The organism is Marinitoga okinawensis, assembly GCF_055387075.1.
Genome location: NZ_AP042422.1, coordinates 155,518 through 179,886, shown reverse-complemented (window position 1 = coordinate 179,886; position 24,369 = coordinate 155,518). Strand labels below are relative to the sequence as shown.

Below are 24,369 nucleotides of genomic sequence, written 5' to 3'. Positions count from 1 at the left end.
AGTTTTTAGATTGTTAACAAAATAAAATATGAATGAAGCTGAATATATGATTAGAATTCAAAAATAAAACGAATGAAAACTCGAATATTATTTTGAATATTTTACTTTTAACTTTTTCTACAAACCAAAACCAGCTGTATTTACAGCTGGTTTTATATTCCTAAATTTTTGAAATAATTTAAATTAACTTTTTTGGGTATTATACCAGAACCTTTTCCTCTTTGTGGTACTTCGTCTTCTGGAATGTTTAATGTTTCAGCAATAACCTTTCTTACCCGCGGCCCACAAAATTCTCCTTGGCAAAATCCCATGCCAGCTCTTGTTCTTCTCTTAATTGCATCTATAGATTTTACAGGTATTCCTCTGTTTAAAGCATCTATAATTTCTTTTTTACTTACCATTTCACATCTACAAATTATTTGATCTGGGGTATTTATATTCAATAATTTATTTACCTCTTTATAAGATAGATTCTTTTTTATAATTATTGGTGGTCTGTATGGATCAAAATCTGTTTTCTTTATCATTTTTAATCCAGAATTCTTCAAAATATTAAAAACCATTTTTGCTATAGCCGGTGATGATGTTAATCCTGGTGATTCAATTCCTGCAACATTTATAAATCTTTCTTTTGATTCTTCAATTATAAAGTCTCCTGTTGATGGTGTTGGTCTTATTCCTGAAAAAGAGGTTAAAATCTTTCTTAAATCTATATTTGGAACAGATTTCCTTGCTGTTGATATTATATACTTTAATGTTTCAACATCTGTACTTAAATCTTCTTTTTCTGATACTTCATCAGCATTTGGACCTATCATTAAATTACCATGATAAGTTGGTGTAACCAAAATTCCCTTCCCTTTTTCTGTTGGAGTTTGAAAAATAACTCTATTTATTATTTTTCCATATCCTTTATGAAAAATAATATATTGTCCTTTTCTGGGTTTAATATAAAAATTATCAATACCAACCATCCTGGAAATCTTATCACTAAAAACTCCTGCAGCATTAATTACATATTTTGTCTTATATTCACCTTTATTTGTAATAACTGTATAATAATCAGTATTTTCATTAATATTTAAAACTTCATTCTCAAGTTTTAATTCAACACCATTTTTCACAGCATTTTCTGCTAAAGCAATCGTCATTTCGTAAGGAGAAGTTATTCCAACATCTTCAGCTAATAATGCAACTTTCACATCCCTACTTATATTGGGTTCTATTTCTAATATTTCATCTTTATATATTATTCTCATTTCATTTTCAGAAACACCGTTTTTTATACCATTTTCATATAATTTTTTTATATTTTCCTCATCTTTTTCATCAAAACCTATAACCAAAGCTCCTGTTTTTTTATATCCAAAATTTAATTCTTCATTTAATTTTTCATATAACCTATTTCCTTCAAAACATAGTTTACCTTTTAATGTTCCATATTTTGCAGCATACCCACCATGAACAATACCACTATTTGCTTTTGATGCTCCATTACTTACATCATCACTTTTTTCTAATTGTAAAATTTTTAAATCATATTTTGATAATTCACGGGCTATTGCACACCCTACAACTCCCGCACCAATTATAGTAACATCATACATAATTCTTCCCCCTAATAAATCTTAAAAATGAAGCTCTAAAAAGATAAAATATGAAAAAATAATATGAGAGAATCCTTGAAAATTCCCGAAAAAATGCGAATGAAGTCTGGCAATTTTGCATGGATGCAAAATTGAGCGAAACCGAGCACGGATGTGAGTTTTCGCGACAGGCAAGAATGAACATTTTTGAGGAATAAGAATTTTCACTGGATAAACGAATATTATTTTGAATATTTTATCTTGACAACAGCCTGATATTTATTTTAATTTTTTCAGATTAGCAATCAATAGTTTGAATATGATTTTTATTTTGATTAAATTTCTATTATTTACAAATCTCCAAAACCCTTAAAAGTTTTGCAGGATTAAGCCTAAAAGGGGACCCTTTTCCTTGAAAAAAATGATGTTTCTCAATCAAATGCAATGATAAATCACTAAATATTATACTCTCATCATTTTTAATATTTTTTACTCTAGTAACTACTTTTCTAAATATTCCATCTTCAAATGGACAAGGCAAATGCCCTCTTGCTTCTCCAACTTGCACTTCCCATTTTTCATCAACAGTTATCGGTTCTCCTAATCCCTTTTCACCTTTTTCTTTTAAATATTTTAACTTTTCAATTATTGTATCGATATCACAATTCAAACTCGATAGTAATTCTTCGTCTTCTATAATTATATCTATTAAATTTCTATCATCATTTCCTAAAAAGCCATCAGCAGTTATAACCCCTGGTTGCATATTTTCCTGAGCTTTTTGAAATTCAGGAGTCATTTTCATTTTCTTCCCCCCTTAAGCAAATTTATCATAATAAATTTTGTCTTCTGGAATACCATTATTTGTCATAACATTAACACAAGCATTTATCATTCCAGGACTTCCACACAAATATCCTTCTTTAGGTGTATTTTGATTCATTTTTTCCTTTATATATTTATCTAATACATCGGTAATAAAACCTGTTTCACCTTCCCAATTATCTTCTGGTAATGGTTCAGAAAGTGCTGGAACAAAATGAAAATTAGGCCATTTTTTTTCTAATTCTCTGAATATTTCTACGTAATATAAATCTCTTAAAGATCTTGCTCCAAAGAAATACCAAACATTTCTATTTGTTATTCCTTTTTCATACATATCCAATATTATAGATTTTAATGGTGCCATACCTGATCCCCCTGCAACACCAATTACATCAGCATCTGTATTTCTTAAATAAAATTCCCCAAATGGTCCTATGGCTTCTAAAATATCTCCTTCTTTCAAATAATTATGTACATATGTCGTTGCAATACCTCCAGGAACTAATCTAATCAATAATTCAAAGGAATCTTTTTGTGACGGCAACGATGAGATAGAATATGCCCTTTGTGTAGGTTCTTTTATTTTTTCATAAGGCGGAACTACTATTTGCATATATTGTCCTGCTTTAAAGTTTATTTCTGTTGGTTCTAGTAACTTAAAGCGAACTTCTTTAATATCATGCGTTACATCTGTAATTTTTTCTATTCTTGTTTTATATTTTTTTACATTAAATAATTCTTCAGGCAACCATATCTCAATGTCTTTTTTTACTTTAACCTGACAAGATAGCCTTACATTTTCCTTCATTTCTTCTGGTGTTAATAATGGTGTTTCTGTAGGTAAATGTGGTCCAACATCTGATAAAACCTTTACTTTACATGCTCCACAACTCCCCCTACCTCCACATGCAGATGGTACAAAAATACCTGTTTCTGATAAAGTTGTTAAAAGTGATGCTCCACCTTTTACTGTAATTTCCTTTTTCCCGTTAATATTAACTTTAACTTCCCCATAATTGTTTACTATTCCATCAACTATAGCTATTATTGCAGCTAATACTCCACTAATAATTGAAACTATTAAAGGTGCTAATAAAATAGGACTCATCATATCACCTCACTGTACATTAAGCATTCCAGAAAATCCCATGAATGCCATTGCCATAATACCTATTATAATCAACGTCAAACCTGGACCTTTTAAAGCAGCAGGAACATTAGGACTTTTATCCACTCTTTTTCTAATTGCAGCTAATGCCATAATTGCTAACCACCATCCAAGTCCAGATCCTAAACCATAGAATATAGACTGTATAAATGTATAATATCTCAATTGCATAAATAAAGAAACACCAAGAATTGCACAGTTAACTGTAATTAATGGTAAAAAAATACCTAAACTCATATATAAATTTGGAGATAATCTATCTATAAGCATTTCTAGAATTTGGACAACTGCAGCTATAACAATTATAAAAATAATATATCTTAAATATTCTAATCCCAATGGAACTATAATTTTATTATATACAATCCAATTTAAAGCGGTAGTTATTGTCATTACCATTGTAACTGCCATTCCCAAACCATTTGACGATGTTATATCCTTTGATATTGAAATAAATGAACACATTCCAAGAAAATTAGCCAATAAAATATTACTTGTAAAAATCGATGCAAAAAATAATATGAATGGATTTATAGTTGGAGCCATTATTTAGCCTCCTTTCTTAACATCATTCCTTTTACAACCCAAATAAAAATAGCAAGCATAAAAAATGCACTTGGTGCCATTAACATAATTGTCCAAGACATAAATCCTTCAGGTAAAACTCTATATCCAAACAACGTTCCAAAACCAAGTAATTCTCTAAAAAATGCTACAACCATTAGAACTACTAAATATCCAAGACCAGACGTGAATCCATCCCAAAAAGATATAATTGGCCCATTTGATTGTGCAAATCCTTCTGCTCTACCCATTATAATACAATTTGTTATTATTAATCCAACATATGGTCCCAATGATTTGCTAATATCAGGCAAATATGCTCTTAAAATAATATCTACAATAATAACATAAAAGGCTATAATTAGTGTTTGCACTATCATTCTAACTTTTCTTGGAATTAATCCTTTTATCAAAGATACGGTTAAACTAGAGAATGCAGTAACTAAACTAACAGCAATTGTCATTATAAATGTATTAGTCAAATTGTTTGTAACAGCCAATGCTGAACAAATACCTAAAACTTGTACAAAAACAGGATTATTATACCAAACATTTTCCTTTAATATTTTATTATATTCACTCATTGCAATTCACCTCCCAAGAGGTCTTTTACTATGCTTAAATATTTATTCAACATATTAGCAACAGATTCTGATGTTCTCGTTGCACCAGTTATTGCTTCAAATTCTCCATTTTCATGATTATAATCACCTTTACCAGTCCCACCTATAATCATTTTTATTTTTCCATCTTTAATTTTTTCAAATCTAAATTGTTCTTTAAACCAGGATTCTTCAATTCTTCCACCTAATCCCGGAGTTTCACTTTGAGTTATAAAATCAATACCAACTATTTCTGTTAAATCCTTATTGACAGCTAAAACACCTCTAATGGTACTCCATAATCCATTACCAACAAAAATAACGGCATATACATACTCTCCATTTACATTTGATTTATAAACATCAATATCTTTAACTTTTTCAATTTTAACTTTTTCATCAAACAATTTATAAGCTTCTTTATCATTTTTAAATTCTATTCCCATAGCAGAAAGAATGGCCTTCCTTTGGAATAATTCTTCATTTATTTTTACCTTTTCTTTAGTCAACTCATTTGCTAATGCCAATATGAATACAAAAATAAAAGATACAATAAAGGTGAATAGAACCACATATAATTTGCTATCTTTCATTTTTTCACCTTCTTTTTAGTCAAAAGTTCATCCATTAAAGGCGCAAAAGTATTCCCTAACAACACAGCAAAACTAGTGCCTTCTGGAAATAAAGAAAAAGTTCTAATCAAAATAGTTACACTACCAATTAAAATACCATAATACCAATGAGCTTTTTGATTTTTTGGTCCACTAATTGGATCAGTTGCCATAAAAACAGTAACAAATAACAAACTACCAGACATTAAAAATTGCAATGGATAATTAATAAATCCTGCAAAATAAAAAATATAAATCATAGTAGTTGCACTTAAAAATGTTGATAAAATTATTTTCCAGCTTGCTGTCTTAGTATAAATTAAGTAAATTGCAGCAATTATTATTAAAAAAACAAAACTTTCACCAATAGATCCTGGTCTAAATCCAAAAAATAATTTTAATAAGCTAGTTGGAGATTCCCCACCTCTCATTATCTTTAAAGGGGTTGCAGTTGTAATTGCATTAATACCAAAATTTCCAGGTTTCATCCAGCCATATGTCATAACACTTGGAAAAGTTATATAAATAAATAATCTTCCAACAATAGCTGGATTAAAAGGATTTCTTCCAAAACCGCCAAAAACTTCTTTTCCAAACAGCACTCCAAAAATAATACCTATCAAAGCTATCCACCATGGTGTTAAAGGAGGTAAGGAAAGAACAAAAAGCATAGAAGTTACAAGAACAGCTTCAGACACATTTTTTTTAACTCTTTTTTCCATTATATATTCAGTTATTATACCTCCACCAAAAACAACAACACTTAATAATAAAAGTCTAACTCCATAAAAATATAAAGCAAATAAATAAATAGGAGTTAATGCATACAAAACACGCCTCATCATAGGCTGTTTAAGAAAAAAACTTTTTTTCACTAAATCACCCCCAAAACTCTTTTTTCGGATAAATTATATCATATATTTATACTTATTACAAATTTAAAATTTATATCATTAAATTGCCTTAGGATATCCAAAAAGATAAAATCACTCAGACAGCTTGATTGCTTATCTTTAAAAACTACTCATGAACATATTTTTAATGCTGCACATTAAAAATAGATAAAGATTTATATTAAAAATATAATTTAATACATGTTTAAACCAAATAGATATCTTAATTTACAAGATTTAATTTTTTTCGTGAAGCGATGCTTAGGCAATTTTCGAGTCTTCGTTTCTTTTATTCTTTTTTGACATCTTAATCATTAAATTACCTTTTAGCAATTAAATTATACCACTCAATTCACAAAATATTGTTATATACGAAAAGAAATATTAATAATTCTAATTATCATCCGATGGTAACGACTGCTATAATTTTTAGTAAATTTAATATTAAAATAGATTATAATATAGAAATATAAAATATTATAAAATTTTTGTAATTTTTTTGAACCATTTGAACCTAATAAAATTTTCTTCGTCATAAATAACGGAAGCCAATGAAAAAGAAAAAATTTATAAAAAGGAGGGGATATCATGAGCGAAATCAAAAAATATGAAAGAGGGTCAAATTTCTTTGAACCATTTGAAACATTAAAAAGAGAAATAGAAAGATTATTTGACGATTTTGGAACTCTTGATATCTTCGAAAATTCAAGAGGTTTTGCTATGCCAAACTTAGATATATATGAAACCGACAAAGATATAGTTATCGAAGCAGATGTTCCAGGATATGACAAAAAGGATATTAACATTAGATTAGACGATGATATTTTAACAATATCCGCTGAAAAGAAAGATGATAAAGAAGACAAAGGAAGAAATTATATCAAAAGAGAAAGATATTTTGGAAAGTTCGAGAGATCCATTAGATTACCAGATTATATTGACATGGAGAAAATCAAAGCAAAATTCAAAGATGGTGTTTTAAAAATAGAAATACCAAAATTACCTGAAAAAGCAAAAAAATCTAAGCAAATCAATATTGATTAAAAGCTCCAGGAATTTATCCTGGAGCTTTTAGTTTATATAATCAAATATAGAATAATAATAAATAATTTTGTTTTTTGTCATAATTGTGATATAATTTTGTAAAGAAATATTTTCAAGGATGTGATTTGAATGTATAAAAAAATTATCTTTTTAATTGCTTTTTTTGTTTTTATATTTAATATCGCTAACGGCCGAACCTTAAAAGATATTATAAATTCTGGATATTTAATTATTGGAATAAGAAATATACCAACCGATATTGTTTACCAACCAGAGATTATAAACAAACCAGGATTTTGTTATGAATTGGCAAAAAGCTATGCTGATTATTTAAATGTAGATATGAAAATAAAAATTGTAAATTATTTTAGTGATTATTGGACAAAAGATGGCAAAAATATGCTTAAAAATAATATATCCGGAACACCTGATATTTATAAGAATATTGATATTGTAGCTGATATTATTACTGTAACAGAACAAAGAAAAAAATTAGTTAAAATGATTCCTTTTATAGAAAATGTTGAATTATTTTTTACCAGAAAAGATGAAAAAATTAACTCTTATGATGATTTTAAGGGAAAAAAAATAATTACAGCTGAAGCTTATAATTTTTATACAACCCTCATAAATAATTTAAAAGAAAGAAATCTGCACTATATAATAAATAAAATAAATGTTAAAGATAACGGAGAAATTATTTATATGAAACCATATATAAAACCATCAAAAGATGATATAGAAATTCTTTTAATACCAGAAGGTATTAAATTCAATAGATATACCTTTTATTACCAAGTTATATTAAAAAATGCTGATATAAGCATTTTTGATTCATTTCCCTTTTTTTCAAAATTATTTAACACCTATACATTCAAAGATAATTTAAAACCATTATTTCCCGCTAATAGCAATATTGGTTATTTAGCCTTTTGCACATCTTATGATACTCCAGAGTTAAGTTCTTCTTTGGAAAAATTTTTAACTACTTTTAAATCATCAGAGAAATTCAATTTACTCTTTAAAAAATATATGGGAATCGATTATTATGATTATTTAGAAATTCTAGAAAGGAAAAAATAATATGAAAATTAGAGACAAAATTTTTAAACATATGTTTTTAGTAAACTTCATATCTATTATATTCATTTTAATATTATTTTTTTCATTTCAAATAAATCAACTGATGAAATTCGAATCAGAAAACTTATTTTTATTGAATACTTTATTCGAAAAAAATATAAAAGATATCCTTTCATTAACTAAAAAGTACATGGAAGAGATAAACTCTACTAATGATATTGTATTCGTCTTCGATAAGAATTCACTTATTAGAGATTTTTCTCAAAAATCTTTAAAAAAACGATTTGAAGATTTATTATCTAAAAACGATTTTATTAGCGAAATATTAATTATTGATGAAAATCAAAAAACAATTTTAAAATCTGGTAATACCTTATTTACTTCACAAAATAATGAGGATAGGCTAATTTATACTAGTAACAATTGTTATCTAATCTTAAAAAATAAGATTGATTTCAAAGAGGATAGAAATCTTATTTTCATTTTAAATATAAATAAAATTTATATTTCTTTCCTTTCTAATTTAAAATATGAAAATACTTATAAACTACTAATATCTTATAATAATAAAAGCTACATTATACAAAACAATAACGCTAATCAGATTAACAATTATAATATAGGTGATTGTTGCTTAAAATCAAATACATTTAATATAAATAACATGACATTAGGTATTTTAAAAGATAAATATAGTATTTACAAAGAAATATACAATTCTTTGATAATTGCAATTTTAATTTTTATAGTAATTTCTTTTTTTATATGGTTAATCGCTAAAATCATTTCTACGAAAATAACAAATCCACTACTTCATATCACAAACTCTATTAGTAATTTTAATTTTAAAGAATTTAAACCTATTACAATAAAAGATGATTTTGAAGATGAAATTAAATCTCTTTCTATTCATTTCAATTCTATGGGAAAAGAATTAATAAAATATATTAATGATATGGAAGAACTTGTAAAGGACAGAACAAAAAAAATAGAAGAACAAAATAAAAAATTGGAACAATTAAATATTAAGCTGAAATCTATCTCTATTACCGATGAATTAACTTCATTATATAATAGAAGATATTTTAATGAAATTTTTATATCCGATTATAAATTTGCATACAGAGAAAAACTATATATCAATTTTGCTATTATAGATATAGATCATTTTAAACAAATTAATGATAAATATGGTCATTTAGCCGGTGATTATTGCTTGTCAGAATTTGGAAGAATACTAAAAAATCATTTTCATAGAGATAATGATAAGATTTTCAGATATGGAGGAGAAGAATTTGTTATTTATTTTTTATCAAAAAAACTAACTCAATTTGAAACTTTACTTGAATCATTACGAAAAGAGATTGAAAATACTAAATTTAATTATAAAGATACATCTATAAACTTTACAATTAGTATTGGAGCTATTGCCAAAATACCTGAAACTGAGGATTATAAAAATTTAATTATGTTAGCTGATAATAATCTATATAAAGCAAAAAATAGCGGAAGAAATAAGACTATAATTTCCTATTAAAAAAGCTCCCGAAAGGGAGCTTTAAATTATCCTCTAATTCCTAATTTTGAAATTAATTCTTTATAAACTTCTGGTCTTTCTTTCTTTAAGTACTTTAACATCTTTCTTCTTTTACCAACCATTTTCATTAATCCTCTTCTTGAATGGAAATCTTTTGGATGTGTTTTTAAATGTTCTGTTAAATGTCTAATTCTTGCTGTTAATAATGCAATCTGAACTTCAACTGAACCTGTGTCTTTTTCGTTGATTTTAAATTCTTCAATAACCTTGTTTTTAATTTCTGGATCTAATCCTCTTGACATTCTTCTCTACCTCCATATTCATATTCCTTTAGCCAAGATAAGGTCCTCGCCATTATCTGAGCTAAGGTATTGATATTATAATACATAATTGTTAACGTTCCACTGAGATTATTTAAATTATATATTATAATACATCAAATATCAACAACTTCTTCTCCATCAAAATCTTCTTTTAATGCATATTTTAAAGATACAATCGCTACTTCTAATTGCTTTTCATCCGGTTCAGATGTAGTAATTTTTTGCAATGCTAATCCAGGCCAGGCTAAAATTTTCCCAAACCACGTATCTATTATTTTTGCAGTAAATCTTTGAAATTCATATGCAAATCCCGCCACTAATGGTAATAAAATAATTCTTGTAATGACTTTTTCCCATAATGTTGTATATCCTAAAGCACCTGTTATAGAAAATACAATAATAGAAGCAAATACAGTTATAATTAAAAAACTAGTTCCACACCTTGGATGTAGCGTTGTATATTTCTTTGCATTATGAACAGCTAATTCTTTTCCAGCTTCATAATTATAAACGGTTTTATGTTCAGCACCATGGTATTCAAATACCCTTTTTACATCTTTAAATAAAGAGATCACCCAAATATATAATATTACAAAAAAAGCTCTAATTGTTCCTTCTATGAAAGAAAACCAAAACTCATTCTGAATATTAAATAATTTAGTCAAAAACATTGGTCCTAACCCAAATCCACCTATAGCAAATAAAAATGCCAAAAGAATTGAGATAACCATGTCCTTTTTTGTAATTTCTTCTTCTCCAGAAACATTAGCTGAATAAGAAAGTGCTTCCATTCCTATAACCATAGCTTTTAACAACACAAAAAAACCTCTTATAAATGGAATTTTTTCTAACCAGCCATATGATCCTTCTTTTAACCTTTTAACCTGTATCTTTCCATCATTTCTCCTTACAGCAACAACAGTGTTAATCCCTTTCATCATAACACCTTCTATTACTGCTTGGCCACCTACATATTTAGGCATTTCTTGCTTTTTCATTATGAATCCTCCTCAAAATCTCCTCTGCAATTTGTTCCTCTGTTATAACAAAATAAAATGTTAATGCTTCTTTATCGACGGTTTTTTCCTTTTTCAAAACCATAGAAGCTTTCCTTCTTATTTTTAATCTTTCTTCTTTATTTAATTTTGATATTTCTTCAACTATAGAAAAAATCCGCGCGTCTTTAATACACGCGGTAACTATTTCATTGATGATTTTATCATCTATCACTTACAGAATTCCCCTCGATTATTCCTCTGAACCTTCTGATTCTTCCTCAGTAATTTCAGCGAATACCCTAAATTTTATTCCAGTTCTTTTTTCTTCTCCTACTGTTACTTCAACAAATCCTGGAACTACATAAAGCTTTTTACCATGAGTTTCAACAAATCTTCTTGCAATAGCAATTGCTTTTACTGCTTGATTAACTGCTCCCGCCCCTATTGCTTGAATTTCAACTTCATCTGTTTTACTTAAAACACCTGCTATAGCTCCTGCTACTTTGTTTGGTGATGAAGAATGTCCAACTTTCAAAACTTCCATGGATAGTTCAGCCCCCTTTATATCGTTTTCTAAGAATATTTTACCATAAAACTCGTAATTTTTCAAATAATTCCAAAAATTTTATTTTTTACTACATTAAACTGATAAAAAACAAGTAAAAAGCAGCTTTTTATTAAAATTCTATAATTCTTCTCCAAACCGCTGTAATAGAATTTAAAATTTCTTTTGGACTGATTAAATCTCCATCAACTTTATCTACTAATTCAATATGTTTGCCAAACTTATTAATTCTTGATATCTCTAATGCCATTTGCCCTAGATTCATTTCAGCAATAATAATAGCTTGAGAATTTTTTAAAATATTTTTCATTTTAGATACTGGAAATGGCCATATTGTTATAGGTTTAAATAACCCAACTGGAATTCTATCTTCTCTTGCCATTTTTACAGCTTTCATAGCACTTCTTGCAATAGTCCCATATGCAACCACAATTATCTCTGCATCATCAGTCATATATTCATCATAAATTGCAATTTCTTCAGCATATAACCTTATTTTAGAATCTAAATGCTTTATTACCTTATCAGCAACATCAGAAGAACCAACCGGAAAACCTGTTTCATCATGAACCAATCCAGAAACATGGAATCTGGCCTTACCCATTTCAATCAACGGATTAACTGGATAGCTTTCATCTTGAAATCCAAATGGATGAAATAAATCTTCCTCTTTAATTTCTGATTCTGTCAATCTTTGAACAATTTCAGGATTTTCATCTTCATCTGTTAAATAAAAACTTTCCCTCATATGCCCGAGGGTTTCATCCATAACTAAAACCACTGGAGTTCTATATATTTCAGCATAATTAAATGCTTTTATTGTATATTTATAAGCTTCTTCAACAGTAGAAGGATACAACGCAATTATTTGTTGATCCCCATGTCTTCCCCATCTAATCTGCATTAAATCGCCTTGAGACGGCTTAGTTGGTAATCCGGTACTTGGACCACCTCTCATTACATCAACAAAAACACACGGAGTTTCTGTCATAGTTGCATATCCTAAAGCTTCTTGCATCAAGCTAAAACCAGGCCCACTCGTTGCTGTCATAGACTTAACTCCAGCTAATGATGCCCCTATTATTGCTGCAGCACTGGCTATTTCATCTTCCATTTGAATAAATTTTCCACCAACTTTAGGTAATTCTCTTGCCATTGTTTCAGCAATTTCCGTGGAAGGTGTGATTGGATAACCAGCAAAAAATCTACACCCTGCTTTAATAGCAGCCTTTGCAACAGCTTCATTTCCTTGCATAAAAACTATTCTACCCATTATTTTCTACCACCTTTTCTCTTTCTTCCACATTAATTGCGATATCAGGGCATAATCTTTCACACATTAAACATCCTATACATTTATCAGCATCAACAACTATAGGTTTCCCTAATTCTGCTGACCCTAAAGCTTTTGTTGGACAAACATTATAACAAATCCCACAATTTTTACAAAAAGAATAGTTTATTTCAATAGTATAACTCTTTTTTGCCATAAAGATTCACCTCTTAAGATAGTATTGACAAAAACACTCCAGCTGCAACTGCAGAACCTATAACCCCTGCTACATTAGGTCCCATTGCATGCATTAATATAAAGTTACTAGGATCTTCTGATTGAGCTACTGTTTGTGCCACTCTTGCTGAATCTGGAACAGCAGAAACACCTGCAGCTCCTATTAATGGATTAATTTTATCCTTGGAAAATACATTCATAATTTTTGCAAAGAATATTCCTGACATCATTGCTATAATAAATGCCACTGCACCTAATAATATTATTTTTAAACTTTCTGGTTTCAAGAAAACATCTGCTCTTGCCGTGCTCCCTACCGAAAGCATTAAAAGTATAGTTACTGAATCCAATATAAATCTTGAAGCTGCTTCAGCTAATCTCTTTGTTACACCTGATTCTTTTAATAAATTTCCAAGCATCAAAAGTCCGACTAACGATACAGCTTTAGGAACCAATAGAGCTACAACAATGGTGGTTGCAATGGGAAATATCATTTTTTCCTTTTGACTAACATGTCTCATTTTTTTCATTCGTATTTTTCTTTCTTCCTTTGTAGTAAGAAGTTTGGATACTGGAGGTTGCAAAATTGGTATCAACGCTATATACGAATAAGCTGCAATTGCTATAATTGATAATAATTGTGGTGCAAAACGTGAAGCAAGATATATTGATGTAGGACCATCAGCCCCACCAATTATAGCTATCGATGCCGCACTTAACATGTCAAATCCCATTAAATGCGCTACTATAAAAGTTCCAAAAATCCCAACTTGAGCTGCTGCACCTAAAAAAATCAATCTTGGATCAGCTATTAAATAAGAAAAATCCGTTATAGCTCCAATACCTAAAAAAATCAATGGTGGGTATATACCTAAAAACATTCCTCTTTGTATATACCATAATAATCCACCTACTTGATTTGCTGTTGGAGGATTCAAAAGCCCTGTGACTTCTGGAGGAATATTAGCCAATATGATACCAAAACCTATTGGTATTAATAATAACGGTTCAGCATGCTTGGCTATTGCAACATAAATTAAAGCCCCTCCTATAATAAGCATCAATAAATTTTGCCATGTAAAGTATGCAAATCCTGTATTAGCAAAAAAAGCTAAAAAATTAGAAAAATCCATGTTATATCCTCCCTTTTATTATATCAAAGTAATTATAAAACTTTATCCCTGATAATTCAAGCAACATTTTAACTAATTAAATCAAAATAAAGTAAAAAAAGCGAGGTCTTAACGCCTCACTTTATCTCTAATTGTAGTTAGTTGTTATTTTTTCTTATTAAAGAAAAAATAACATTCCCTCTCCTTGAATTTTATACTCTACATTTTGTGGAATAATCAGAGTTTTATAATCATTGAAAGTGGTATAAATAGCAAAACCTCTAACTATTTCATCTTTTGCTTTTTTCATATTAAAATACTGAGTTTTAAACTCTTTAGGAGAATTAGCAATTACATATGGGCTATCTTTTAAAACTTTTTTACCTTTTTCTATATGAATTTCTCTTGGTCTTCCCCAATCGTATAATCTATATGTCAAACTTGATGTCTGTTGAATTTCAAGCAACATAGAATTAGGTCCTAATGTATGAACTACTCCTGCTGGAATAAATAATAAATCTTCTTTTTTTAATTTTATTGGATTAAATATATCTTTCCAATTTTGAGTTTCTATTGCTCTTTTATTATTTTCAACATCATTAGAAATAAATATTTCATTTGATTCATTTAAAAAATACCATGCTTCTGTTTTTCCCCATGGTTCATTTTCTAATTCTTTTGCAAATTTATCATCTGGATGTACTTGAATAGAAAGCCATTGAGTTGTTGATATTAATTTTAACAATAATGGAATTCTTGGAAAATCTTCCCCTATTAGCTCTTTTATAATCTGAGACGGATTTCCATAATTTTTACCACTTTCTAAACCTATTAACTCAGTTTCATAATTTTCTACTCCTGAAAATAACCACACTTCTCCTATTTTACCCATATCCTTTTTATTAAATATTTTATTTAAATTTTCATCTCCCCAAACTTTTTCTACAAAAATCGGCTTTGAAATTAAAACCTCTTTCATTATTTTTTCCTCCTAAAATTTATTTAATATATTAATTAATTTTCTTCTATCTGAACCTTTTTCATAATACCAATAAGCTAAAGTTGCTGGCATTTTTTTTAACGAATATTTTTCTACAAAGCTTTTCAAAAATCCAGGTAATTCTATTCTAACATTCCATTTTATATCATATCTTGAATAATTTCTAATATATATATCTATCATTTCTTTTTCTTTTTTATTTAAATTCAAATATATGCTTATAAAATTATTATATGAATTCTTCTTCATTTTGGAAAAGAAGTAATTTACTAACTTTTTTCTTGCATTAATAAATTCATTCCCTTTAATCATTTCTATTATAAACCATTTTACGCTAAAATCATCAGTAAAATTTAAATTTTTTATTTGAATTATGTCTATTTTAGGTTTATAAACACATGCAATATATGTATTTATAAATATTTTTTTCCTTTCTTCAAAATTCATTTTTTCTAATTCTTCTATGCTTTCTTTAAAAGTTTTTTCTAAATAAATTTTTCCGTATTCATTAATAATAGCTTCTGGTGAATTAATATCTGGAACTATATTTAATCCTAAAAGTATTTTTTTTAATGTATCTCCTTTAATTTCTAATACCTTTCCATTTATTATTGATGAAAGACTTTTTCGAGAAACATTTACTTTTTTTGATGTTTCAGATACATTGGTAATATAATTTTTTAAATAATCTCTCAATTCTTCTGTATTTTCATATGTGGATTTTTCACTAATAATAAACTTTCCTAAAATATTAAACATTGAGTCATAACTTTCTTTAGAGTTTCTTTTACCCTTTTCTGGTAATCTTTCCCAGTAATAATTAATAATAGGCGCATACAAATATAAGCTTTCTATTTTTCCTTTATTAATCTCAAAAAATGTGTCGAATAACCCAAAATGTTTTTCATTATTTTCAAAATAATATCCCATATAATACATCAATTCATTTGATAATTTAATTGCATTTTCCAAATCAAACTCCTTTAAATACCATGACCAATTATTCAAAGAACTAACAATACCTATTCTATGTGGAATATTTTTCGATAATATTAATGATCTTTCAAAATATTTCCAAGCTTCACTATATTCTTTTTCTTTTATTCTTTTTCTTCCCCTCCCAAGATCAATAAATACCTCTGTAGCTGGATCCATTTCATATTCTTTTCCCCATAATCTTGTTTTTTCATCTAAATTCAAAATATTTTCTACATTTATCAAAACAGAAGATACTAATTTTCTAGACTTTTTTGGAATATCTGAAAATTTTTCTTTTAAAAATAAGTATATTTTTTTCGAATTTTCATAATCTCTTAAATATGCTGAATAATACAATTCTTTTGCTAATAATAAATATTTCAATGTTTTTGTATTATTATGTTTTAAACCTCTTTCAATTTCTTCTAAAGCTTTTTTTCTTTTATTCTTCCAACTATATTCCAAACTTTTAAATAGATGGTTCCAACCATCATGTTTTGTTTTTAATATCATGAAATTTAAAAAAGGCTTGGCAAAAGACCCGTAATTAGAAATTATTTCAAAAATTTCTCTATTTTTATTATTCATAATTCACCTCTTTTTTGTTATTATACTATATTTTTATAGAAATGGGAAGTTATGATACGAAAAATAGACATGTTACAATATAGCATATTTTTATATATTTCAAAAATGCTTATAATAACTTTTTACAACATCAGTAAACTTGAAAGTCATATAGAATCGTGTATAATATAATTGAAAATATGAAAGGAGCGTGAAACTATGAAAAAAATTACTAAAACAATCGTTATTTTAACCTTCTTGTTTGTTATATTGTTCTCAACAATATCTTTTGCAGACCCTGATGATTATTCAGATTCTACAGAAATAACTACAAATTCTGTTGTATTTACATTAAATAATTTTGATATAAATCAATAAGGGGAATTATTTCCCCCTTTTTTTAAAGGTTGGTGTTTTAATGAAAAGAGTTACACTATTAGTCATAACAATCTTGTTAGTCATAATAACATATGGTGATGTTAAATATAATAGCACAGGTATCAATAGTGCTACTTTGTTTGTGATTTTAGTTTTTTTTACCATTGTTTCAATACTTCTCACTCTCATAATAGATAGAAAAACTTTAAAAAAAAGATATTTAGAGAAAGAAAAAGAATTAAAACTTCTTAATAATGAACTTGAAGAAACTAATAAAGAACTTGAATCATCCTACAATAAAATAGAAAAATTAAATTCTTCAATTTTAAAAACTTTAGAATTATCTTCCTTTTTTGCAGCACCAAAATTAATGGAAAAAGATTTTGAAAAAAAGGTTTTAGAATTAGCACTTGAGATAATAGAACCTGCCGAAAATGGTTCCATTTATTTATTTGATGAAAAAGACAATGCAAAAATGGTGTTTGCGAAAGGTTATAACTACCAAAAAATTAATGAATTAAATCTAAAAATGGGAGAATTAATCATTCCTGAAAATGCTAAAGTAGTAAAAAATATTCATGAAATCAATAAAATAAAAATGTCATCTGAAAAGTTTAAAGAATTTGAATCCCTTGGTGGTGATCTAAAAGAAACCCTTATAACTCCAATAGTATTTAATGACGAATTATTCGGAATAATAACCTTAGATATTTTAAATAATGATCATATAAATAATTTTGAAGACTATCACACAAAAATAATGGACTATTTCGGAAAGACCTTTGCTGGGTTTTTGAAAATGCTAAAATTTATAAAGCAAGAGGGAAAATTCCACAAAGATATTGCATTAATCTTAGTAAAGGCTTTAGAATATTATGATAATTATACCAGAGGACATTCTGAAAGAGTTGCAACTTGGGCTTCATTGATTGCAGAAAAAATGAATTTTGATAAACCAAAAATAGAACAAATATATTGGGCTGGAGTTTTACATGATATTGGCAAGATATTCATATCACAATCTATTTTAAACAAGGCTGGAAGATTACTTCCAGAAGAATATGAAAAAATAAAATTACATCCCGTTAAAGGTGAAGAATTAATTAATAAAGTTGATGAAATGAAATATATATCAAAAATTATAAGACATCATCACGAAAGATATGACGGTAAAGGCTATCCAGACGGATTAATTGGTGAAAATATTCCAATAGAATCAAGAATATTAACTGTAGTAGATAGCTTTGATGCAATGATTAGTGATAGACCATATAAAAAACCTCTTTCCAAAAAACAAGCTTTAGACGAACTTAAAAAGATGTCCTGGAAACAATTTGATGGAAAAATAGTTGAAATTTTTTATGATATTATTAATTCTAATGAAGATATCGATAATAAAAACAATAAAGATAAATAATTTTATTTACTTGAACTTTTATATAATTTTAAAAATATCTCATCATTCAATATAGGTTTAAATAAATTTCTCAATAATAATAATGATATAAAATAAAAAAACGCACTAATTATAAATAAATAAGAATACCCGCCACTAAATGACGTAATATAGCCAAACATTAATGCAGCAATAGATCTAGCAATAAAATTAAGAAAATTCCTAAAACTACTTATGGTAGTTATTTTATTTTGGGGTATATAACTCATTATAATTGTGGTTGATACTGGATTAGTCATATTCATAAAAGAAAATCTAAGAGCATATAATACAGTGAACATATACGGATCTCTTACCATTGCAAAAGATATTATCAATGGAATAACTAATATATTCATAAATAATGTAAATTGATATGCCCCAAATTTCTTAGATAATTTTGAGGAAAAAATAGAACCTAATGAAGCACCAAGTTGAGCTATTGCAAGAGCTATACCTATCATAGTAGGTTGCATATTAAATAAGTCTTTAAATATAACATTTCCAAAGTTAACAAATAATCCTGCACCAAATCCTATTAAAAATGTTCTTATTAAATGTATTTTTACTATATGGCTTTGAATTTTGTTGAAATCTTTTAGATTAAAAATATCTTTTATACGAACATTCGAATGATTTGCTTTATTTTCATGAACCATAAATAAAAACAAATTTGAGCTTAAGTGTATAATTCCCGTAATTAATAATGCTGTTCCAAATCCAAAAAATTCTCCTATACTTCCTCCTATTAAATTACCTATTAATCCACTTCCCATAAATATACCAAAATTATACCCAAAATACTTTCCTCTATTATCATGATCTGTTATATCTACAATTAATGAATTAAGAAGAATCATTCTTGAAGTTAATACTCCTCCGTTAAATAATGCCGTATATAATAACACAGTTTCTGTTGGTATCATCACCCTTAAAAATGTTATTGAAACAAATGTTATTGAAGATATTATAAGCATTATTTTTTTTCCTAATTTATCTCCTAAAACCCCTATTAATAATCCCAAAAATGCCGACCCTATCATTTCCAAAGAAGTAATATGACTTATAAATGTGTTATTAAACCCTAAATCTCTTAAAAAAAGATTGAATACTATTCTATATATTGATTGTGCAACGCTACTTAAAAATGTATAATACAATAATTTTTTCATTTTATCACTCCATTGTTAGTTTTACAAACAATATTATACTATAAAAAATAGTTCGTTATGTTAATAATTTTTAAAGTTGTTATTTTTAATGTTATAATAAAACTGTCCAATCGAAAAATGAAGAAAATTATAATCAGAAAGGAGTATCCCATGTCCAAAGATCTTACTAAAGGTAATATTCTTAAAGAATTGTTATGGATGTCTATTCCAACATCTATAGGATTTACTTTCCAAATGATATATGACCTTGTTGATATATATTGGATAGGAATGATATCAAAAGAAGCTATTGCTGGTGTTGGTATTTTTTCCACAATTTTTTGGGTTGTAGAATCATTAAATGAAATTATTGGTGTTAGTTCTATATCTTTAATATCTCAAAATTATGGCAGAAAAGATATTAAAAAAACAAATTTAGCTATTGAACAAACAATTGCTTTCAAATTTTTTGTTGCTATAATTGGAGCCATATTTCTTGCTTTTTTCTTAAAACCTATATTAAATATTTTTGCAGGAAAAGACGTTGTTCAATATGGATTAAATTATGGATATTTTCGAGTATTCTTTCTACCTATAATGTTTTCTTCATTTTCTGTAAATACCGTTCTTAGAAATATAGGAGATTCAAAAACTCCTATGAATATAATGATATTTTCCAGTTTATTAAATATTATTTTAGACCCTATTTTTATTTTTGACACTATACCTTTTATTAATATTCCAGGATTCGGATTAGGAATAACTGGTGCTGCTATTGCTACAGTAATTTCACAAAGCATTGCTTTTTTAATTGGTTTTTACATATTATTCAGCGGAAAAAGAGAGATAAAGCCTTCTATAAAAGGATTATTTAAATTAAATTGGGAAACAGATAAAAAACTACTAACAATAGGTCTTCCTAACGGATTAGAAGTTTTTGCAAGACAGATGGCAATGACAATAATCTTATATTTTATATCAATTTTTGGAACATCTGTAGTATCAGGATATACTATAGCAAGTAAAATTTTTGGTTTAGCTTTTATGCCTTTGATGGGTCTGTCTATGGGAGGTTCTGCAATAGTTGGTCAATCATTGGGGGCTGAAAAAATCAATAGAGCAGAAAAAACCGCAAAAGTATCTGCATTAACTACAACCATTTCAACACTTGTTTTTATGATAATAGTTTTTCTCTTCTCAAAAAATATAATTGGATTTTTTTCTAAAGATCCTGATGTAGTAAAATACGGATCGGAATTTTTAGTTTTTGGTTCTTTAGGATTATTATTTGTTTCTTATGCTTTTGGTATAGGAATTGTTTTTCCAGGTTCTGGATACAATATGCCATATTTATTTATGAGTATTGGATCAAGATGGTTAGTTCAAATCCCTTTATTATTTATATTCATAAATATCATGCATTTACCAGTAGTATGGGTATGGTTATCTTTTGTTTTTGGCGATTTATTTGAATTTATTATTGCAATGTATTTTTATAAACAAGGAAAATGGAAATATAAGAGGGTGTAAATATGAAAATTGGAAATTTTAATTTAAACAAAAAAAATGATTTATTGTATTTAACAATACCAACATTTGAAAAATTCAATAATTTATTTCATATATTCACTACAAGAATTCCAAACGATTTTGATTTAGGAATAAATACTGAAACACCTTTAAAAAAGATATACAACAATTATGAAAAATTAGCTAAAGTATTTAATTTAAATATTCATGATTTTGTTTTATCTGATCAAATACATGAAGATAATGTTTTAATAGTTGATGAAAGTTATAAATCAAATAAATTTCTATATGAAAGAACAATTAAAAATACTGATGCATTAATTACTAATAAAAAAAATGTTATTTTAGTAACTTTATATGCAGACTGTACTCCTATATATTTTTTTGACCCAAATAAAAATGTTATTGGTTTAGCTCATTCAGGATGGAAAGGTACAATTAAAAAAATTGCAGAAAAAACTGTTAAAAATATGAAGAATGTATATAACTCCAATCCAGAAGATATTCTAGTGGCTTTAGGCCCATCTATTGGTCCTAATAGTTTTGAAGTGAGAGAAGATGTAAAATTATTATTTGAAAAAACTTTCCCGAAAAATATTAATATTATAAAGAAAAAAAATAAAGAGAAATACTTAATTAATATATGGAAAGCTATCGAGTATACATTGATAAATTCAGGAATAAAAAAAGAAAATATAATAATATCAAACATAGACACATATTCTAATACAGATTTATTTTTCTCCTATAGAAAAGAAGGAAAAAACGGTAGGATGGCTGCTATAATGGCTTTAATTGACAAATGAAATATTAATTGTGGGGAGTTAGAGTTCCTCTAATCGCCATAATGGCAAAAAGCTTAGGTTTTATTGGTATTTTTTATGCTATGATTATTAGTAATATTTTGGCGTTAATAATTGCATGGCTATTCGTTAGATTTGGAAATTGGAAAAAAGCTATAATATAATAAAAGAGGAAGATCATTCTTCCTCTTTTATTATTTCCAAAAAAGCTTTCACAACTATTGGCGAAAATTGCTTTTCTGAATTATTAATTATTTCCTCAATTGCCCTTTTTCTACCCAAAGGATCTCTGTAAGATCTTTTACTCATCATTGCATCCCAAGAATCCGCAACAGCTATTATTTGAGACATCAATGGAATTTCTTCACCTTTTAAACCATCCGGGTAACCCTTCCCATCCCATCTTTCATGATGATGTTTTATACCTATAGCTATTTCTTTTAAACTTTCTGTCTCCTTTAAAGCATTATAGCCAAGAATTGGATGTTGTTTTATTAAATTATATTCTTCCTCAGTTAAAACAGATTTCTTGTTGAGTATTTCTAAAGGTATTAATAATTTTCCAATATCGTGTAATAATCCTGCTAAATATACCTTTCTTACATAGGTATTATCTAAATTCATCTTCTTAGCTATTTTAACGGACAAATCTGCTACATTTTGTGAATGATCCTTAGTATATTCATCGTGTTGTTCTAAAAAGGTAATTAAAGCACGAATTATATCATCTCTAAGTTCTTCTTCTATTCTTGCTTCATTCTTTATTTTATAAAACACCTTAGCTAATACCTTAAATGATTCCATTAGTTCATATACATATCCTGGATTTATTTTATCTTCATCTAATTCATGTGAAATTTCATATTTTAAATCGTCAGAAAGAACCAAAGATGTTTTTAATTTTTTAAATTTTTGATTATCATTGCCTAATTCTATAATGGTATTTTTTTTATCTTTCTCAACTTTTATTACTTTATTATATTTAAATCCAGGAATAATAAATCTTAATGTTTCAATCAATTTTAAAATAAAAGAATCCTCAGAAATATACTCGATTTCTCCCATATCTGCCATTAAACGTATCAGCAATTTTAAGGAGTTTTGAAGTTTCTCATTATGAATATACAAACTTTCTAATTCTTTATTTTGAGCAATAATTTGTTCATTTAACGATTCTAATTCATCATATTTAGCAGATAAAATCATATTTAATCTTCTTAATTCTTTTGTTCTCTTTTCAACCAATTTTATTAATAAAAAGTGATTGAATACCAAAGATAATAACACAATCACAAATATTATAATCATCCATCTAATCCATTTTGGAAATTTTTCAATCTTTTCAACATATAAATATTTATTTATAACTTCATAATAAAATGAATCTTTATTATTTTTTAAACTCATTATATTTTTATCTATTATATCTATTATCTTTTCTTTTTCATTATAATTTTTTCTAAACATTATAAATAATTTAATAGGAGAAAAAACTATATCTGTAGGAATTACATTATATTTTTCAAAATTTGATACACCAAAAGTTCTATTTACAACTCCAGCATCTATTTTACCATCTGATAAAGCCTTAAAAATTCCTTCATAGGTATAATACTCAATAAATTGAACATTTATTCCAAAATTTTCTAATTTCTTTTTTATTCCGTACTCATTATCTTCATAATATATATCCTTTTTTAATACTCCTATTTTTTTATTTTCTAAATCAAATATATTTTCAATATGTTCATTATTATTAATATATATAACAGCCCAATCAGATAAAAATGACTCAGTATTAAAATCGTATTTTTTTGCTCTATCTAAAGAGTATCCTACACATGCTATTGCATCAATTTCTCCACTATCTAATTTCTTAATTATTTTTGGAAAAGAATCCAAAACATATTTATATTCTATTTTTTCTTTATCAAATATATAATTTAATATCTCGGGAAATATGCCTGTTTTGTCATCTATTATTTTTGGCGGATTGTAATATATACCAATTTTTATTGGAAATACTGCTATTGCTACTAATAGTAAAATCATTGTCATAGCTATTTTTTTTAGCAAAATCTCACCGCCATTTCTATAAAATTTCAA

General features: G+C 27.0%; 25 protein-coding genes. 7 read left to right on the top strand and 18 right to left on the bottom strand.

Translation table 11 applies throughout. The features are described 5' to 3' along the window. Window positions 1–152: 152 nt before the first annotated feature. The 7 genes from ACZ5CK_RS00840 to ACZ5CK_RS00810 form a co-directional block, all read right to left on the bottom strand. Window positions 153–1,607 (bottom strand): FAD-dependent oxidoreductase, encoded by a 1,455-nt coding sequence (locus tag ACZ5CK_RS00840; RefSeq protein ID WP_464582019.1) that lies wholly within the window; start codon window positions 1,605–1,607, stop codon window positions 153–155. A gap of 325 nt (window positions 1,608–1,932) precedes the next feature. Further along, on the bottom strand, window positions 1,933–2,391 hold the full coding sequence (locus tag ACZ5CK_RS00835) for a hypothetical protein (protein ID WP_464582018.1): 459 nt from the start codon (window positions 2,389–2,391) through the stop codon (window positions 1,933–1,935). Window positions 2,392–2,403: 12 nt separating this feature from the next. Then, entirely contained in the window at window positions 2,404–3,519 is a 1,116-nt protein-coding gene (locus tag ACZ5CK_RS00830; protein WP_464582017.1) for an FAD-binding oxidoreductase, read from the bottom strand. Between the two features lie 9 nt (window positions 3,520–3,528). After that, the gene (locus ACZ5CK_RS00825) at window positions 3,529–4,125 is read right to left on the bottom strand and encodes an Rnf-Nqr domain containing protein (protein WP_464582016.1); all 597 of its coding nucleotides are present in this window, start codon (window positions 4,123–4,125) and stop codon (window positions 3,529–3,531) included. Continuing rightward, complete coding sequence (locus tag ACZ5CK_RS00820) at window positions 4,125–4,727, bottom strand: NADH:ubiquinone reductase (Na(+)-transporting) subunit D (protein WP_464582015.1); 603 nt, start codon at window positions 4,725–4,727, stop codon at window positions 4,125–4,127. Before ACZ5CK_RS00820 ends, ACZ5CK_RS00825 begins: the two co-directional genes overlap by 1 nt. Then, window positions 4,724–5,338: an FMN-binding protein gene (locus tag ACZ5CK_RS00815; protein WP_464582014.1), complete on the bottom strand. Its 615-nt coding sequence runs from the start codon at window positions 5,336–5,338 to the stop codon at window positions 4,724–4,726. The genes ACZ5CK_RS00820 and ACZ5CK_RS00815 overlap by 4 nt, the downstream gene beginning before the upstream one ends. Next, entirely contained in the window at window positions 5,335–6,231 is an 897-nt protein-coding gene (locus ACZ5CK_RS00810) for an RnfABCDGE type electron transport complex subunit D (RefSeq protein WP_464582013.1), read from the bottom strand. Before ACZ5CK_RS00810 ends, ACZ5CK_RS00815 begins: the two co-directional genes overlap by 4 nt. 606 nt (window positions 6,232–6,837) lie before the next feature. Between ACZ5CK_RS00810 and ACZ5CK_RS00805 the strand changes: the two genes are divergently transcribed. The 3 genes from ACZ5CK_RS00805 to ACZ5CK_RS00795 all read left to right on the top strand — a co-directional run bounded on the left by ACZ5CK_RS00805 (window position 6,838) and on the right by ACZ5CK_RS00795 (window position 9,913). Then, a complete protein-coding gene (locus ACZ5CK_RS00805) occupies window positions 6,838–7,293 on the top strand; it encodes an Hsp20/alpha crystallin family protein (RefSeq protein ID WP_464582012.1) in 456 nt (151 codons plus the stop codon). Between the two features lie 129 nt (window positions 7,294–7,422). Beyond that, window positions 7,423–8,376 (top strand): transporter substrate-binding domain-containing protein, encoded by a 954-nt coding sequence (locus ACZ5CK_RS00800; protein WP_464582011.1) that lies wholly within the window; start codon window positions 7,423–7,425, stop codon window positions 8,374–8,376. 1 nt (window position 8,377) lies between these two features. Further along, window positions 8,378–9,913 (top strand): diguanylate cyclase, encoded by a 1,536-nt coding sequence (locus ACZ5CK_RS00795; protein WP_464582009.1) that lies wholly within the window; start codon window positions 8,378–8,380, stop codon window positions 9,911–9,913. Window positions 9,914–9,939: 26 nt separating this feature from the next. Here the strand turns inward: ACZ5CK_RS00795 and rpsO are convergent, their stop codons facing one another. The 9 genes from rpsO to ACZ5CK_RS00750 all read right to left on the bottom strand — a co-directional run bounded on the left by rpsO (window position 9,940) and on the right by ACZ5CK_RS00750 (window position 16,987). Beyond that, window positions 9,940–10,215: a 30S ribosomal protein S15 gene (gene rpsO, locus ACZ5CK_RS00790; RefSeq protein WP_464582008.1), complete on the bottom strand. Its 276-nt coding sequence runs from the start codon at window positions 10,213–10,215 to the stop codon at window positions 9,940–9,942. A gap of 134 nt (window positions 10,216–10,349) precedes the next feature. After that, a complete protein-coding gene (locus ACZ5CK_RS00785; RefSeq protein WP_464582007.1) occupies window positions 10,350–11,234 on the bottom strand; it encodes a DUF1385 domain-containing protein in 885 nt (294 codons plus the stop codon). Next, complete coding sequence (locus ACZ5CK_RS00780; protein ID WP_464582006.1) at window positions 11,212–11,466, bottom strand: hypothetical protein; 255 nt, start codon at window positions 11,464–11,466, stop codon at window positions 11,212–11,214. The genes ACZ5CK_RS00785 and ACZ5CK_RS00780 overlap by 23 nt, the downstream gene beginning before the upstream one ends. Window positions 11,467–11,484: 18 nt before the next feature. Next, entirely contained in the window at window positions 11,485–11,778 is a 294-nt protein-coding gene (locus tag ACZ5CK_RS00775; protein WP_464582005.1) for a stage V sporulation protein S, read from the bottom strand. Window positions 11,779–11,911: 133 nt separating this feature from the next. Further along, a complete protein-coding gene (locus ACZ5CK_RS00770; protein ID WP_464582004.1) occupies window positions 11,912–13,072 on the bottom strand; it encodes a 2-oxoacid:acceptor oxidoreductase subunit alpha in 1,161 nt (386 codons plus the stop codon). After that, window positions 13,065–13,289 (bottom strand): 4Fe-4S dicluster domain-containing protein, encoded by a 225-nt coding sequence (locus ACZ5CK_RS00765; RefSeq protein ID WP_464582003.1) that lies wholly within the window; start codon window positions 13,287–13,289, stop codon window positions 13,065–13,067. Before ACZ5CK_RS00765 ends, ACZ5CK_RS00770 begins: the two co-directional genes overlap by 8 nt. A gap of 13 nt (window positions 13,290–13,302) precedes the next feature. Beyond that, complete coding sequence (locus ACZ5CK_RS00760) at window positions 13,303–14,442, bottom strand: sodium ion-translocating decarboxylase subunit beta (RefSeq protein WP_464582002.1); 1,140 nt, start codon at window positions 14,440–14,442, stop codon at window positions 13,303–13,305. Window positions 14,443–14,599: 157 nt separating this feature from the next. Continuing rightward, on the bottom strand, window positions 14,600–15,400 hold the full coding sequence (locus ACZ5CK_RS00755) for a type I phosphomannose isomerase catalytic subunit (protein ID WP_464582001.1): 801 nt from the start codon (window positions 15,398–15,400) through the stop codon (window positions 14,600–14,602). Between the two features lie 12 nt (window positions 15,401–15,412). Beyond that, window positions 15,413–16,987, bottom strand: a complete 1,575-nt coding sequence (locus tag ACZ5CK_RS00750) for a hypothetical protein (RefSeq protein ID WP_464582000.1) — start codon at window positions 16,985–16,987, stop codon at window positions 15,413–15,415. Window positions 16,988–17,185: 198 nt separating this feature from the next. On the opposite strand from ACZ5CK_RS00750, the gene ACZ5CK_RS00745 reads away from it, so the two are divergent. Further along, window positions 17,186–17,344 carry a hypothetical protein gene (locus ACZ5CK_RS00745; protein ID WP_464581999.1) on the top strand — a complete coding sequence of 53 codons (159 nt, stop codon included), beginning with the start codon at window positions 17,186–17,188 and terminating at the stop codon, window positions 17,342–17,344. A 40-nt stretch (window positions 17,345–17,384) separates the two neighbouring features. After that, window positions 17,385–18,761: an HD-GYP domain-containing protein gene (locus ACZ5CK_RS00740; RefSeq protein ID WP_464581997.1), complete on the top strand. Its 1,377-nt coding sequence runs from the start codon at window positions 17,385–17,387 to the stop codon at window positions 18,759–18,761. A gap of 2 nt (window positions 18,762–18,763) precedes the next feature. Here ACZ5CK_RS00740 and ACZ5CK_RS00735 read toward each other — a convergent pair whose 3' ends face one another. Next, window positions 18,764–19,951 (bottom strand): MFS transporter, encoded by a 1,188-nt coding sequence (locus tag ACZ5CK_RS00735; RefSeq protein WP_464581996.1) that lies wholly within the window; start codon window positions 19,949–19,951, stop codon window positions 18,764–18,766. 150 nt (window positions 19,952–20,101) lie between these two features. On the opposite strand from ACZ5CK_RS00735, the gene ACZ5CK_RS00730 reads away from it, so the two are divergent. Further along, window positions 20,102–21,460, top strand: coding sequence for an MATE family efflux transporter (locus ACZ5CK_RS00730; protein WP_464581995.1), 1,359 nt, complete (start codon window positions 20,102–20,104; stop codon window positions 21,458–21,460). A 2-nt stretch (window positions 21,461–21,462) separates the two neighbouring features. After that, on the top strand, window positions 21,463–22,266 hold the full coding sequence (pgeF, locus tag ACZ5CK_RS00725; protein WP_464581994.1) for a peptidoglycan editing factor PgeF: 804 nt from the start codon (window positions 21,463–21,465) through the stop codon (window positions 22,264–22,266). A 174-nt stretch (window positions 22,267–22,440) separates the two neighbouring features. Here the strand turns inward: pgeF and ACZ5CK_RS00720 are convergent, their stop codons facing one another. Beyond that, window positions 22,441–24,339: an HD domain-containing phosphohydrolase gene (locus ACZ5CK_RS00720; protein WP_464581993.1), complete on the bottom strand. Its 1,899-nt coding sequence runs from the start codon at window positions 24,337–24,339 to the stop codon at window positions 22,441–22,443. Between the last annotated feature and the right edge of the window lie 30 nt (window positions 24,340–24,369).